Genomic DNA, 13,004 nt, shown 5'->3' on the forward strand with positions numbered 1-13,004 from the left:
GCCTCGGCGTCTAGTGGTTTACGCAGCTGCTGCCAAAAAAATTTAGTTCGCTGCTTGCTCGAAATGGAACCACCGACGCCTCTCTTCCAGACGAACCACCGCCGCCTCTTCTGCGGCGTCTTCGCCACGAAGCAGCGATAATCCCCTTCCCTGCAACGCGCGCACTTCGAAGAAGCGACTACGACATGATCGACTCCTTGTACCCGCTGATCCGTCCGCTGCTGTTTTCGATGGATGGAGAGCGCGCGCATGCCGTGACATTCGACATGCTGGAGATGGCGCACTCGTTGGGCTTGCTCGGCAAGCACGAGTCACGACCGGAAGACGGTGTGACGCTCATGGGTTTGCGATTTCCGAATCGCGTCGGGCTCGCGGCCGGGCTCGATAAAAACGCGAAGCACATCGACGCGCTCGGTGCATTGGGTTTTGGATTCATCGAAGCGGGTACGGTGACGGCGCAGGCACAAACAGGTAACGCAATGCCTCGGCTGTTTCGACTTCCGGAAGCGAATGCGTTGATCAATCGCATGGGCTTTCCGAATGAAGGCGCCGAAGCGATTGCCGAGCGACTCGCGCGTCGCAAGTTCAAAGGTGTGTGTGGCATCAACATCGGCAAGAACGCCGTGACTCCGCTGGAAGATGCCGCGCGAAATTACGTCGAATGTTTTCGTGTGGTCGCGCCTCACGCCGACTATGTAGCGGTGAACGTATCGTCACCGAACACGGCCAACCTTCGTCAGCTGCAACAGGTCGATCAGCTGCGTCCCATTCTCGATGCGCTGCTCGAAGCTCGCGTGCAACTGATCTCAAGCTCGGGCAAGTCGCTGCCGATACTGGTGAAGGTGTCGCCCGATCTGGCGAGCGAAGATCTCGCCGCCATCGCGCGACTGGTTCGCGAGTTGCGTATCGATGGAATGATCGCGACCAACACCACCATCACGCGCGATGCGGTGAAGGGCGTGCGTAACAGCGAACAGCAGGGAGGATTGAGCGGCGCGCCGATTCGTTCGTTGGCGCTGAAGGCCATCCCCGTTCTGCGTGAGCATCTGGGGAGCGGGACGCCGCTGATCGCGGCGGGTGGAATCGATTCAGGTGAGGCGGCGGTTGCTGCCTTGCAGGCAGGTGCAGATCTGATTCAGATCTACACCGGCCTCATCTATCGCGGTCCCCGACTGGTCACGGAGATCCGTGCCGCGGTGTCCGCATTCACAGCGTCTGCACGCCCGACGGCGAACCCAGGATGAGCAGATCGGCGGGTCGCCGTGCGAACAAGCCAACGGTGACCACGCCGGCGAGCTGATTGATGTCGCTCTCCATCTTCACCGGATCGACGATGCTCAAGCCGTGCACGTCGAGGATTTGATTGCCGTTGTCGGTGACGAAGCCTTCGCGATAAACCGGTTGTCCCCCTAAAGCAACCAATTGTCGGGCGACATACGAGCGCGCCATCGGAATCACCTCCACTGGCAGCGGGAATTTGCCGAGCACGCTCACCAGCTTGGACTCGTCGGCGATGCAGATGAAGCGCCGCGATGCGGCGGCGACGATCTTTTCGCGGGTCAGCGCACCCCCACCGCCCTTGATCAGGCGTCGGTGACGATCCGACTCGTCGGCGCCGTCTATGTACAGGTCCAGCTCGCCGGCGGTGTTGAGGTCGAGAACGTCGATGCCATGACGCTTCAGACGCGCCGTCGAGCGCTCCGAACTGGAGATCGCGCCTCGAATGCGCACCTTTTGCGCAGCCAACGCATCGATGAAGCGATCGACCGTGGACCCGGTTCCGATGCCGAGGATGGAGTCCTCCTCGACGTGGGCGAGGGCGGCGAGGGCGGCTTGCTGCTTCAGTTGATCGGCGTTCATGGTGTGGGGCTCAGGCGTGTGATGCGAGAAAAGGGCTATTTTCCTAGCTCCGGAAACGACTGTGCCCGCTTTCGCGGGCACAGTCTTCATCATCATCTACTCAGAAGAACTTACTTCTTCTTGGCAGCCTTCTTCTTGCCGCCTTTCTTCTTCGCAGACTTCTTTGCTTTCGTTGCCATGATACTAGATCTCCATGTCGAGTTAGTCCGGGCGCAGTATATACATAAATTAAAAATGGCAAGCAAGAGGTGCGTGCGATTTTGTTGTGCCGGTTCTCATCGCGAGCCCTCGTCGATGAGCACTGCGACGCTCATTCGAGCGACTCGATGAAGCTCCATTCGCTCTTCGTCACCGGTGTGATCGACAGTCGATTGCCGCGTTTGAGCACGATCATGTCCTTGAGCTTGCCGGCGGCGTGCTTACGCAACTCCTCGAGCGGGATCACCCTGTCGAACTTTCTGACGAGCTTCACATCGACCATGTACCAACGCGGCTCGTCGGGATCGCTGTCCGCATCGTAGTGATCGTGCTTCTTGTCGAACTGCGTGGGGTCGGGATAGGCCTCGCGTTGTACGGCGGCAACGCCGGCGATTCCAGGGATATCGCAGCTGGAGTGATAGAAGAACACCAGATCGCCCTGCTTCATCTCGCGCAGATAGTTGCGCGCCTGGAAATTACGCACGCCGTCCCAGCTCGTGGTGCTGTTCTTGGCGCGCGCGAGGTCATCGATGCCGAACGTCGAAGGTTCGGACTTCATCAACCAATAGTTCATGACGACTCCGTAAAAGACAGTGCGACGGTCGAGTGTCGCGCGAAGTATCGCAGGCCGCGTTCAGTCAGCAGTCCGTCGAGCGGCACGTCCCAGCGATCGGGTTGCAGACGAGCGATGCGCTGGCAGTCGTAGCTCACGCCGATGAGCTTGGGTCGACGCCAGCGGCGTCCTTCGCGCAGGTGATGCAGGCTGCGATCGTAGAAACCGGCGCCGCTGCCGAGTCGCCAGCCGCGCTCGTCCACCGCCACCAACGGCAGCAACACCAGATCGAGACGGCGAACGGGGCTGACGTCGGCATGACGAGGATCAGGTTCGGCGATGCCGTACCGGTTTACGCGCATGACGCTATCGGCGCGATAGCGCACGAAGCGCATACGGCTGTGACGAAAGCTGGTGATGACGGGTAGGTAGAGCCGGCAGCGACGCCGAGCTGCGACCTCGATCACATCCCGCAGGTCGGCTTCGTGACCATAGGCGAAGTACACCGCGACGCGTCGCCCTGCTTGCAGCAGCGGAGTGCGGCCGAGGATGCGAGCGAATTGCCGATGAGCATCGGCGCGTGCAGTGGCGGAGAGCTGGCGGCGTTGCTGCCGCATCTGACGCCGCAGCTGCTGGCGATCCAGCAACTGCGAGGAAGGAGAGGAGGCGCTACCCGCCTGTGCCGTCATGAGCCATTGCTCTCGACACGGAGCAATAGGTGGGACGCAGCCGTAGCAGCTAAGGCTTTCCGTTCGAGACGGACTTGCACACCGCTGCTACTGAACCGAATCCCTGGGGTATTAACGTTAGGGTCGAGAGGTAACCCGACACATGTCGAACACCGCAGGCAGCGCCATAACAAAACCAATTCTGAGTCTGCGTCGGTAACGCGCATCCGCAGTCCCAAGTTCACCCGATCTCTGGGTGAATTTCCCAGCTTCAATGCCCTGATGCAATCTCAGAGAGGCAATTGCTGGCCTCGGCTCAACGCCGATTCCACGCGCTCGCGCATCTGGCGTACGCGCTCGCTGACTTCGCTCTCGATGGCGTCGTTCCGATTGCGCTTCAACAGCTCGTGCGCCAGGTTGAGCGCCGCCATCACCGCGATCCGGTCCAGACCGACGATATTGCCGGCGTCGCGGATGTCGCGCATCTTGCCGTTGAGAAATTCCGCCGAGTCGAGCAGCTCCGAGCGCTCTTCGGGCAGACAGGCGACCTGGTACTCCTTTTCCAGGATGCGCACACTGACACGGACCAAGCGGTCGCTCATGCGTTGTGCTCCATCGCCTTCAAACGGCCGATCATCGCTTCGACGCGCGCGCGGACCTGCTCATTCTTCTGCAGCAGGGTGGCGCGTTCCGTCATCATCGAATCCTGTCGCTGACGCAAGGCGCGGTTTTCTTCCTGAAGCTGCGTCGCCAGCGCCACCAGCTCTTCCACGCGTCGTTCGAGCTGCTTCAGCTCCTGATCGACACTCGCTCTGGAGGGGGTGGGATTCATGCGGGCGATTATGCGTCCGCACCCCCACCTGGTCAAACCACCAAGTCGCGAATGAGAGTACCGCCCCGGGTACATGGATGTACCCCGCCGCCGCAGGCGGCGGCGAGCGACAAAAGTCACGCCTTTTGTCGTCTCGCACGAGGGTCGTGGCAGGATGCCCGATCCCGAGTTTTAAGCAGTGCTAAGATATTGGCGATGCTGCAAGTCACATTCGCAGAAGTCGTGCGTGTCCTGGAAGGGCTCGGATCGTCGGTGCCGGCGGCGGAAGCCCACGGTTGTCTGGTCGGCGCGCTGTGCACCTCGCCCCATTATTCGATGGACCGCTGGCTGGAAGAAATCATTCCCGACGAAGATCGTCGCAACGACGACGACAGCCAGCAGGCGCTGCGTCTGTTGTATGCCGACACGCTCAACTCGTTGCGCGGCGAAGACATGGAATTCGAGGTGCTGCTGCCGGACGACGATATTTCGCTGGCCACGCGCGCCGGCGGTCTGTCGCAGTGGTGCCAGGGCTTTTTGTATGGCTTCGGCACCGGCCAGCCGCCCAAGGAGCAGGAGCTGCCCGGCAACGTGAACGAAATTCTCAACGACCTGACCCACATCGGCCGCGCCAGCGTCGAGCTCGAAGGCGACGGTAACGAGAGCGAAGAAGAAGCCTATGCCGAAGTGGTCGAATACGTGCGCGTGGGCGTGCAGCTCATTCACGACGAGCTGATCCCGGCTGCTGCCCACCGCATCGAGACGGGAGAGGAATCCGCTTCCGCCGCCGATCTCGACGACGACCAGGATCTCGATCCCACTACCCTGCATTGATACTCGAGCGATCAGCGTCACCAATGCGCAAAGACGAATTTGCCCGCCGGCGCCGGCAACTCATGAAAATGATGGGCCGCGGCGCCATCGCCATCCTGCCCGCCGTTCCGGAAAAGACGCGCAACAGCGACGTCAGCTATCACTATCGGCCCGATAGCGATTTTTTCTATCTCACCGGCTTCGCCGAGCCTGAATCGGTCGCCGTGCTGATACCGGGACGCGCCGCCGCCGAGTATGTGCTGTTCACGCGCGAGCGCGATCCGGCGCGCGAAACTTGGGATGGCCATCGCGCCGGGCCGGAAGGCGCGGTACGCGATTACGGCGCCGACGATGCGTTTCCTATCAACGACATCGACGACATCCTTCCGGGACTGATGGAACACTGCTCACGCGTGTATTACACGATGGGCTTGCATCAGGAATTCGATCAGCGCGTGATCGGCTGGGTCAACTCGCTCAAGACTCAGGCGCGCACCGGTATTCATCCGCCGCAGGAGTTCGTCGCGCTCGATCATCTCCTGCACGACATGCGGCTGTTCAAAACGCGTCCGGAGCTCGAAGCGATGCGCGAGTCGGCGCGGATCGCGGTGTCGGCTCACAAGCGAGCCATGCAGTTCACCAAGCCGGGCCGCAAGGAATACCAGGTGATGGCCGAGCTGCTGCACGAGTTCCGCATGAACGATGCAGATATCTCCTACCACCCCATCGTCGGTAGCGGCCCCAACACCTGCATCCTGCACTATCACGAGAACTCCGAAGAGCTGCGCGACGGCGATCTGCTGCTGATCGACGCCGGTTGCGAATATGAGTTGTACGCATCGGACATCACCCGCACTTTCCCGGTCGGCGGCCGTTTCTCCCCCGAGCAGCGCGCCGTGTATGAGGTCGTATTGGAGGCTCAGCATGCGGCCATCGAAAAGACCAAGCCGGGCAATCACTGGAACGATCCTCACGAAGCGGCCGTGAAGGTGATCACCCAGGGCCTGGTCAAGCTCGGCCTGCTCAAGGGCAAGGTCGCCAATCTGATCAAGGATGGAGAATATCGTCGCTTCTACATGCACCGGACCGGCCACTGGCTGGGCATGGATGTGCACGATGTCGGCGACTACAAGATCGGCGACCAATGGCGCGTGCTCGAGCCGGGCATGGCCATGACGGTGGAGCCCGGTATATATATTCCCGCGGGCAGCAAGGGCGTGCCCAAGCGCTGGTGGAACATCGGCGTGCGCATCGAAGACGACGTGGTCGTCACCAAGGACGGCAACGAAGTGCTCACCGCGGCGCTGGTGAAGGATGCCGACGGCATCGAAAAACTGATGAACTCATGAGCGATCCGGACCCCACTTCGAGCGCGGAACCTCTCGTAGTCGATGTCGCTATCGCGGGTGGCGGACTGGTGGGCGCGAGCCTGGCGCTGGCGCTCGCTCAACTGCGCCTGCGGATTGCATTGATCGAAGCGGCTCCCTTCGGCGCCGCCGACCAGCCGAGTTTCGACGATCGGAGCACGGCGCTGTCGAATGGCAGCCGGCGCGTTTTCGAAGGTCTGGGCGTGTGGCCGCTGATCGAGCGCGAGGCCACCGCGATCCGCCGCATTCACGTCTCCGATCAAGGCCGCTTCGGCTTTACTCGCATCGACGCCAAGGAGCAGGGGCTGAACGAGCTCGGCTTCGTGGTCGTCAATCGAGCGATGGGCGCGGCTCTGTGGCGAAGACTGAGCGCCGAGCCGTCAATCGCCGTGATTGCACCCGCCAAGGTGCAATCGATGCAATTACAACAGCATGAGCAGCGCGTGGAATGCGTCCTCGGCGACGGTACGACGCGCGTCGTGCAGGCGAAGCTTGCGGTCGCGGCCGACGGTGCTCGTTCCACCTTGCGGCAATCGGCGGGCATCGGCGCGAGCACGTGGGATTACGAGCAGGTCGCGCTGGTCAGCAACGTCCTCTCGCAACACTTTCACAATCACGTTGCTTATGAGCGGTTCACGCCGTCGGGCCCGTTGGCGCTGCTGCCGCTGACGGAAGGTCGGATGGGCCTGATCTGGACCTTTCGCCCTGACACCGCCAAAGAAATGACGGATCTGAGCGATGCCGACTTCCTGGCGCGTCTGCAAAGCGAGTTCGGCTTCCGCCTCGGACGTTTCACTCGCGTGGGCAGCCGGCAGTTGTATCCGCTGTCGTTGACGCGTTCGGACGAATATGTGGCCGAGCGTCTGGCGATCGTCGGCAACGCTGCTCAGACGTTGCATCCGATCGCCGGGCAGGGATTCAATCTCGGTCTGCGCGATGCTGTGAGCCTCGCGGAAGTGCTTGCGGACGGTCGCGCTTCAGGTGGTGCGGACTTTGATGCCGGCGACGGCATGTGGCTGCAGCGGTATCGCGAATGGCGGGCCGCCGATAGAAGCAACATCGTTCGCTTCACCGACGGGCTGGTGCGGGTGTTCTCGCAACGGCTCGGTCCCATCAAGCTGCTACGTGATGTGGGCATGTTGGCGTTCGATCTCATGCCGGGGGCCAAGGACGCGTTGGCGCAGTTGTCGTTAGGCGCGGCAGGTCGAGTGCCACGCCTGGCTCGCGGTGCGTCGTTAATCACATGAAGACAGGCTTTCACATCCTGGTCATCGGTGGCGGCATGGTCGGCGCCTGTTTCGCCGCCCTGGCCGCCAGCAATCGTCACTTCGCCGATCTGCGCATCGCCGTGCTCGAAGCGCAGCCGCCGACGATGCCGCCGCCCGAGTCGGGCGACGAAGTCGACTTGCGTGTGTCCGCGATCTCGCGCGCCTCCGAGCGCGTGTTGAGAGAGATCGGCGCCTGGCAACTGCTGCCGGGTCGGCATGTCAGTGCGTATGACGACATGATCGTGTGGGACGCCGAAGGCAAACCTCGCGGCTCCGGCTCCATTCATTTTTCGGCCAGCGAGTCGGGCGAGCCCAACCTGGGATATATCGTCGAGAACCGTCGGGTGCTCTGGTCGATCTACGACAGCCCCGCTTTTCGCAATCGTGTGACGCTGTTGCGAGGTGAGTTGGCCGGGCTCGAATTCGAAGACGATCACGCCACGGCGGTGCTGAGCGACGGCCGCCGCATCGAGGCGGCGTTGATCGTTGGATCGGATGGATCGAGCTCCTTGAGCCGCAAGCTCGCCGGCATCGAGACCACCGGTTGGGATTACGAGCAGCGCGCCTTCGTCACTCACGTTCGCACCCAGCACCCCCATGAGCGGACCGCGTGGCAGAGATTCCTTCCCGATGGGCCGATCGCCTATCTGCCGCTCGCGGACGGACGCAGCTCCATCGTTTGGACGACCACGCCGGAGCATGCCGAGCGTCTCGTCGCCGATGCCCCCGAGCAGGTTGCGAAGGAATTGACGCTCGCCCTCGACTGCACGTTGGGTTTGGTCGAGCTGGCCGGGCCCCGCGGGCAGTTTCCATTACGGCTGACGCACGCCAAAGATTATTGCCGCGAGCGTTTCGTCCTGGTGGGCGATGCTGCTCACGCCATCCATCCGTTGGCAGGGCAGGGAGTGAATCTCGGATTCCTGGACAGCGCGGCGTTGGTGGAAGTGCTGGCCGAGGAGTTGGATGCTGGTTTGTCACCCACGGCGCTGGGCGAACGGCGTGTCCTGCGTCGCTATGAGCGTTGGCGCAAGAGTGAGAATGCCGTGGCGTTGGGACTGGTCGATGGCTTGAACAAGCTGTTCGGCAGCCGCGCCATTACACTCGGCTGGGCGCGCCGGACCGGACTGAACATCATGGACGGCAGTATGCTCGCCAAGCGTTTCCTGATGGGACGCGCACTGGGGATCGGCGGCGACGCCCCATCGTTAGTGCGAACACATCGCTGAGCTGTCGGACACATCATCGTAAAGGCAGGGTGGCTCGGGGATGCACAGCACACTCTTCATCCAAGCCCCGCCGGTGCTGGGCAACCAGTATGGCGACGATCCCTTTTTGCGCAGCTATTTGCAGCGGCGCCTGCCGGCCGAGGTCCTGGCCGAGATCGAACCCTCGCTCGCCGAGCTCGGAGCGCTGGCAGGCGGCGAGTTATATCGACTGCAACTCGAGGACCGGCTCAACGAGCCCACGCTGACGCAATGGGATGCGTGGGGCAATCGCGTCGATCGCATTGAAGTGTCACCGCTATGGCGTCGCGCGGCGGAGATCGCGGCGAGCCAGGGTCTGATCGCCATTCCGTACGAGCGACGACACGGCCGCTACTCCCGAATCCATCAGTTCGCGGCGGTGTATTTGTTCCACCCGTCGTCGGATGTTTACACCTGCCCGTTGGCTATGACGGATGGCGCCGCGCGCACGCTGTCTGTTTCAGGGAATCAGCCGCTGATCGATCGTGCGGTCACTCGATTGACCAGTCGCGATCCCGCGCAGGCATGGACCAGCGGCCAATGGATGACCGAGTCCACCGGCGGCTCGGACGTGGGTGCGTCGCTCACGCGCGCTGTGCGTGACGAATCGGGGCAATGGCGGTTGTATGGCAAGAAGTGGTTCACGTCCGCCATCACGTCACAAATGGCGCTGACTCTGGCGCGTCCGGACGGCAACGGACCCGGCGGCAGCGGACTGGCGATGTTCTACGTCGAGACCCACAATGCCGACGGCAGCTTGAACGGCATTCGCGTCGAGCGTCTGAAAGACAAGTTGGGCACTCGCAAGGTCCCGACCGCCGAGCTGACATTGGACGGTGCACGCGCCGAGCTGGTCGGTGACACCCGGCACGGCACTCGAAACATCGAGCCGATGCTGGTCGTGACGCGCGCCTGGAACAGCGTGACTTCGGTGAGCTTTATGCGCCGGGCACTGATGCTGGCACGTTCGTACGCTGGTCAACGCAGCGCGTTCGGCGCCAAGCTCGAAGCGCTGCCGCTGCACGTGGACACCCTCGCAGGTCTGGAAGCGGAAACGCGCGGCGCTTTCCTGCTCGCGTTCGAGCTGGTCGAGCTCATGGGGCGCCAGGAGGCGGGAGACATCACCGATTCGCAGCGAGCCCTGCTGCGAGTCATTACGCCCATCGCCAAGCTGCTGACCGCCAAGCAGGCTGTCGCAGTTGTGAGCGAATGCATAGAAGCGTTCGGCGGCGCCGGTTATGTAGAAGATACCGGCCTGCCGGTCTTGTTACGTGACACTCAAGTGTTGCCGATCTGGGAAGGAACCACGAACGTGCTGGCATTGGATGCCCTGCTCCGCGGCGAGCTCGCCGTCGGATTGCCGGCATTGCGGACACGAATGGAGCAAGGTATTTCCGCTCATCATGGAGATGCGCGCCTGGGCGCTGCCGGTCAGCTGGCCCTGACTGCGGTCGAGCACGTCGGCCAGTGGCTGAGTCACAATGACGACCCGCGACGCCTGCAGGCGAATGCCCGCAGAATCGCCATGACCCTGGGACGCGCGTTGGAGCTGGCTTTGCTCGTCGAGCACGCCGGCGTCAGCAAGTCGGTGGCCGATGTGGCCGCGGCCTGCCGTTTTGCCGCCGCGCCCCTGGATTTGCTTGTCGATATCAACAGCGAAGATTCGGCCCGCCTGATCGAATGAACAATCGTCACATCTATGTGCTGTCAGCGGTGCTGGCGCTGATGGGCTTGGCGCTGTTCGCGTACAAGTCGCAAGTGCTGGGCTTTCCGTTGCAGCCGCAGGAACAGACGCGCGTCTGGACCATCGAGGCCGCGGTGCGGTTCGATCCCGGCCCGGCGGCGGTCAAGGCGACTTTGCGCATTCCCAGTCTCACGCCGGGTTTTTCCATCCTGGACGAGAATTTCATCTCGCGCGGCTTCGGGCATGCGATCCGCAACGTGGAGGCCGGGCGCGAGTCGCAATGGACGCTGCGGGAGGCGAGCGGGCCACAGACGTTGTATTACCGTGCGCAGGTATATCGCGACGTTACCCGGCTGGCCGAGGACACGACGCCGCCGTTTCCCGAGCAGCCGGTGCTGGACGAGCCGTCGCGCATCGCCATGGAAGGACTGATCGCCGAAGTGCGGCGTCAGTCGGCCGACGTGGCGAGCTTCACGACCGAGCTGCTTCGTCACATCAATCACGCCGAGCGCGACCCCTACGTCAGCTTGTTCATGAGCCGGGGCAGTGCATCTTCGGACCAGGCCAAGCTCGCCACCATCTTTCTCGCCGGCGCGCAGATTCCGGCACGCATCGCGCATGGCATCCAGCTGCGTAATCTGACGGGTCCGGTGCAATCCCAGCAACTGCTGGAAGTGCACGACGGCGTGCAGTGGCTGTACTTCGATCCCAAGACTTTGGAGCAGGGATTACCGCCGGATTTCTTGATCTGGTGGCGCGGCGACGAGCCTATCGCGAGTCTCGAGGGCGGCGGCAATCTGGATGTGACGCTGGCGGTTCAGCAGAACCTGCTGGACTCGATGGTGGTGGCGGAGCGCCGCGCCGAGCTGACCGGCTCGCACGCCATGGATTTTTCGCTGTTCGCGCTGCCGATCGCGACGCAGGCTGTGTATGCCGTGCTGATGATGATTCCGATCGGCGCGCTCGTGATCATGCTGCTGCGTAACTTCATCGGCGTGAAAACGTTCGGTACGTTCATGCCGGTGCTGGTGGCGCTGGCGTTTCGCGAGACGCAGCTGCTGTGGGGCATCGTGTTGTTCGCGGTCATCGTGTCGTTGGGTCTGTTGATCCGGTTTTATCTGGAGAAGCTGCGACTGCTGCTGGTGCCGCGTTTGACCACCGTGCTCACGGTGGTGGTGATTCTGATGGCGGGTATCAGCGTGCTCAGCCAGAAGCTGGAGATCCAGCCGGGCCTGTCCATCGCGCTGTTCCCGATGGTGATTCTGTCGATGACCATCGAGCGCATGTCTATCGTGTGGGAAGAGCGCGGCGCCTCCGAGGCTTTGCAGGAAGGCATCGGTAGCTTGGTCGTCGCGGCGGTGGCCTACATGGTCATGGGCATCGTGTGGCTCGAGCACCTGATCTTCGTGTTCCCCGAGTTGCTGCTGCTGGTCATCGCGTTGTCGCTGTTGGCCGGTCGTTACACTGGCTATCGATTGCTCGAACTGCGGCGCTTCAAGGCGCTGCTGCCGTCGCGGAGTGCGTCGTGATGTTCGGCCGGTATCGCGGGCTGGCCGAGGAAGGCGTGCTTGGGCTCAATAAGCGCAACGGCGATTACATCCTGCGATTCAATCCCCGGCGGCTGTATCCGCTGGTCGACGACAAGCTGAAAACCAAGCGTCTGGCGCTGGCGGCGGGGATCGCGGTTCCGCAGCTCTATGGAGTGATCGAGACTCAGCATGACATCCGGCGGCTGCCTGAGATCGTGCGCGATCATCCGGAGTTCGCGTTGAAGCCGGCGCATGGGAGTGCGGGCGACGGCATCGTCGTCATTTCAGGTCGCAGCTCGTCGCGCTATCGGACCATCAGCGGGACGCTGCTCGACGATGACTTTTTGAATCACCATCTTTCCAACGCTATCAACGGTCAGTTCAGCCTGGGCGGCGTGCAGGACGTCGTCATCGTCGAATACATGGTGCGATTCTCGCCGCTGTTCGAGCGGATCAGTTATCTGGGCGTGCCTGATATTCGGGTCATCGTGTATCGAGGCTATCCCATCATGTCCATGGTTCGCCTGCCGACGCGCGCATCGCACGGCAAGGCGAATTTGCATCAGGGCGCGGTGGGGGCGGGGATCGATCTCGCGACGGGTGTGACGTTGGATGGTGTCGTCGGCACGCAGGTGGTCACCCATCATCCCGATACGACGCACGCCATTTCAGGACTGAAGATTCCGGACTGGGATGTGATCCTGGATATTTCGGCGCGCTGTTACGAGCTGACCGGCATGGGATACATCGGCGTCGACATCGTCCTCGACCGCGACCTCGGCCCGCTGGTCCTGGAGTTGAACGCCCGCCCCGGCCTCGCGATTCAGATCGCCAACCGTCAGGGCCTGCTGCGCCGTCTGAAAATCTGCGACGAAAAAGCCAACTTCACCGCTCCCGCCCCCGAGCGCATCGCCTTCGCCCAACAAGAGTTCCGTCATCCCGTCGGACCTGTTCTCGCCACCGACGCGATTCCCGTCGTCGCCTAAGTTCGTTTCGCCTGCGCTCATTG

The 13,004-nt window shown here is 62.3% G+C and carries 13 protein-coding genes and 1 other RNA gene; 8 read left to right on the top strand and 6 right to left on the bottom strand.

Features of this window, described 5'->3' with window-relative positions; genetic code table 11:
• Positions 1-185 precede the first annotated feature (185 nt).
• Positions 186-1,244, top strand: coding sequence for a quinone-dependent dihydroorotate dehydrogenase (locus tag VGD45_RS12610; RefSeq protein ID WP_331155661.1), 1,059 nt, complete (start codon positions 186-188; stop codon positions 1,242-1,244).
• Here VGD45_RS12610 and rpiA read toward each other — a convergent pair.
• From rpiA to VGD45_RS12640, 6 genes are all read right to left on the bottom strand, one after another.
• Entirely contained in the window at positions 1,207-1,860 is a 654-nt protein-coding gene (rpiA, locus tag VGD45_RS12615; protein ID WP_331155662.1) for a ribose-5-phosphate isomerase RpiA, read from the bottom strand. The genes VGD45_RS12610 and rpiA overlap by 38 nt on opposite strands.
• Positions 1,861-2,170: 310 nt before the next feature.
• Positions 2,171-2,632: an EVE domain-containing protein gene (locus tag VGD45_RS12620; RefSeq protein WP_331155663.1), complete on the bottom strand. Its 462-nt coding sequence runs from the start codon at positions 2,630-2,632 to the stop codon at positions 2,171-2,173.
• On the bottom strand, positions 2,629-3,258 hold the full coding sequence (locus VGD45_RS12625; protein ID WP_331155664.1) for a 5-formyltetrahydrofolate cyclo-ligase: 630 nt from the start codon (positions 3,256-3,258) through the stop codon (positions 2,629-2,631). The genes VGD45_RS12620 and VGD45_RS12625 overlap by 4 nt, the downstream gene beginning before the upstream one ends.
• Positions 3,259-3,277: 19 nt before the next feature.
• A non-coding RNA gene (gene ssrS, locus VGD45_RS12630) (6S RNA) lies at positions 3,278-3,464 on the bottom strand.
• 105 nt (positions 3,465-3,569) lie between these two features.
• The gene (locus VGD45_RS12635; RefSeq protein WP_331155665.1) at positions 3,570-3,881 is read right to left on the bottom strand and encodes a cell division protein ZapA; all 312 of its coding nucleotides are present in this window, start codon (positions 3,879-3,881) and stop codon (positions 3,570-3,572) included.
• Entirely contained in the window at positions 3,878-4,111 is a 234-nt protein-coding gene (locus VGD45_RS12640) for a TIGR02449 family protein (RefSeq protein ID WP_331155666.1), read from the bottom strand. The genes VGD45_RS12635 and VGD45_RS12640 overlap by 4 nt, the downstream gene beginning before the upstream one ends.
• A 195-nt stretch (positions 4,112-4,306) precedes the next feature.
• Here VGD45_RS12640 and VGD45_RS12645 point away from each other — a divergent pair, with 195 nt between their 5' ends.
• Genes VGD45_RS12645 through VGD45_RS12675 form a run of 7 tightly spaced genes read left to right on the top strand, consistent with a single transcriptional unit; the run spans position 4,307 to position 12,981 of the window.
• Positions 4,307-4,924, top strand: coding sequence for a UPF0149 family protein (locus VGD45_RS12645; protein ID WP_331155667.1), 618 nt, complete (start codon positions 4,307-4,309; stop codon positions 4,922-4,924).
• Positions 4,925-4,947: 23 nt separating this feature from the next.
• Positions 4,948-6,252: a Xaa-Pro aminopeptidase gene (pepP, locus tag VGD45_RS12650; RefSeq protein WP_331155668.1), complete on the top strand. Its 1,305-nt coding sequence runs from the start codon at positions 4,948-4,950 to the stop codon at positions 6,250-6,252.
• The gene (ubiH, locus tag VGD45_RS12655) at positions 6,249-7,517 is read left to right on the top strand and encodes a 2-octaprenyl-6-methoxyphenyl hydroxylase (RefSeq protein WP_331155669.1); all 1,269 of its coding nucleotides are present in this window, start codon (positions 6,249-6,251) and stop codon (positions 7,515-7,517) included. Before pepP ends, ubiH begins: the two co-directional genes overlap by 4 nt.
• Positions 7,514-8,764 (top strand): UbiH/UbiF/VisC/COQ6 family ubiquinone biosynthesis hydroxylase, encoded by a 1,251-nt coding sequence (locus VGD45_RS12660; protein ID WP_331155670.1) that lies wholly within the window; start codon positions 7,514-7,516, stop codon positions 8,762-8,764. Before ubiH ends, VGD45_RS12660 begins: the two co-directional genes overlap by 4 nt.
• A 40-nt stretch (positions 8,765-8,804) precedes the next feature.
• Positions 8,805-10,466 carry an acyl-CoA dehydrogenase family protein gene (locus VGD45_RS12665; RefSeq protein WP_331155671.1) on the top strand — a complete coding sequence of 554 codons (1,662 nt, stop codon included), beginning with the start codon at positions 8,805-8,807 and terminating at the stop codon, positions 10,464-10,466.
• The gene (locus VGD45_RS12670) at positions 10,463-11,995 is read left to right on the top strand and encodes an inactive transglutaminase family protein (RefSeq protein WP_331155672.1); all 1,533 of its coding nucleotides are present in this window, start codon (positions 10,463-10,465) and stop codon (positions 11,993-11,995) included. Before VGD45_RS12665 ends, VGD45_RS12670 begins: the two co-directional genes overlap by 4 nt.
• A complete protein-coding gene (locus tag VGD45_RS12675; protein ID WP_331155708.1) occupies positions 11,995-12,981 on the top strand; it encodes an alpha-L-glutamate ligase-like protein in 987 nt (328 codons plus the stop codon). The genes VGD45_RS12670 and VGD45_RS12675 overlap by 1 nt, the downstream gene beginning before the upstream one ends.
• Positions 12,982-13,004 lie beyond the last annotated feature (23 nt).

Source organism: Steroidobacter sp. (genome assembly GCF_036402275.1).
GTDB lineage: Bacteria > Pseudomonadota > Gammaproteobacteria > Steroidobacterales > Steroidobacteraceae > Steroidobacter.

Coding starts and splice junctions, on each gene's coding strand:
- VGD45_RS12610 (WP_331155661.1), top strand. CDS start 186: ATGATCGACTCCTTGTACCCGCTGATCCGTCCGCTGCTGTTTTCGATG.
- rpiA (WP_331155662.1), bottom strand. CDS start 1,860: ATGAACGCCGATCAACTGAAGCAGCAAGCCGCCCTCGCCGCCCTCGCC.
- VGD45_RS12620 (WP_331155663.1), bottom strand. CDS start 2,632: ATGAACTATTGGTTGATGAAGTCCGAACCTTCGACGTTCGGCATCGAT.
- VGD45_RS12635 (WP_331155665.1), bottom strand. CDS start 3,881: ATGAGCGACCGCTTGGTCCGTGTCAGTGTGCGCATCCTGGAAAAGGAG.
- VGD45_RS12640 (WP_331155666.1), bottom strand. CDS start 4,111: ATGAATCCCACCCCCTCCAGAGCGAGTGTCGATCAGGAGCTGAAGCAG.
- VGD45_RS12645 (WP_331155667.1), top strand. CDS start 4,307: ATGCTGCAAGTCACATTCGCAGAAGTCGTGCGTGTCCTGGAAGGGCTC.
- pepP (WP_331155668.1), top strand. CDS start 4,948: ATGCGCAAAGACGAATTTGCCCGCCGGCGCCGGCAACTCATGAAAATG.
- ubiH (WP_331155669.1), top strand. CDS start 6,249: ATGAGCGATCCGGACCCCACTTCGAGCGCGGAACCTCTCGTAGTCGAT.
- VGD45_RS12660 (WP_331155670.1), top strand. CDS start 7,514: ATGAAGACAGGCTTTCACATCCTGGTCATCGGTGGCGGCATGGTCGGC.
- VGD45_RS12665 (WP_331155671.1), top strand. CDS start 8,805: ATGCACAGCACACTCTTCATCCAAGCCCCGCCGGTGCTGGGCAACCAG.
- VGD45_RS12670 (WP_331155672.1), top strand. CDS start 10,463: ATGAACAATCGTCACATCTATGTGCTGTCAGCGGTGCTGGCGCTGATG.
- VGD45_RS12675 (WP_331155708.1), top strand. CDS start 11,995: ATGTTCGGCCGGTATCGCGGGCTGGCCGAGGAAGGCGTGCTTGGGCTC.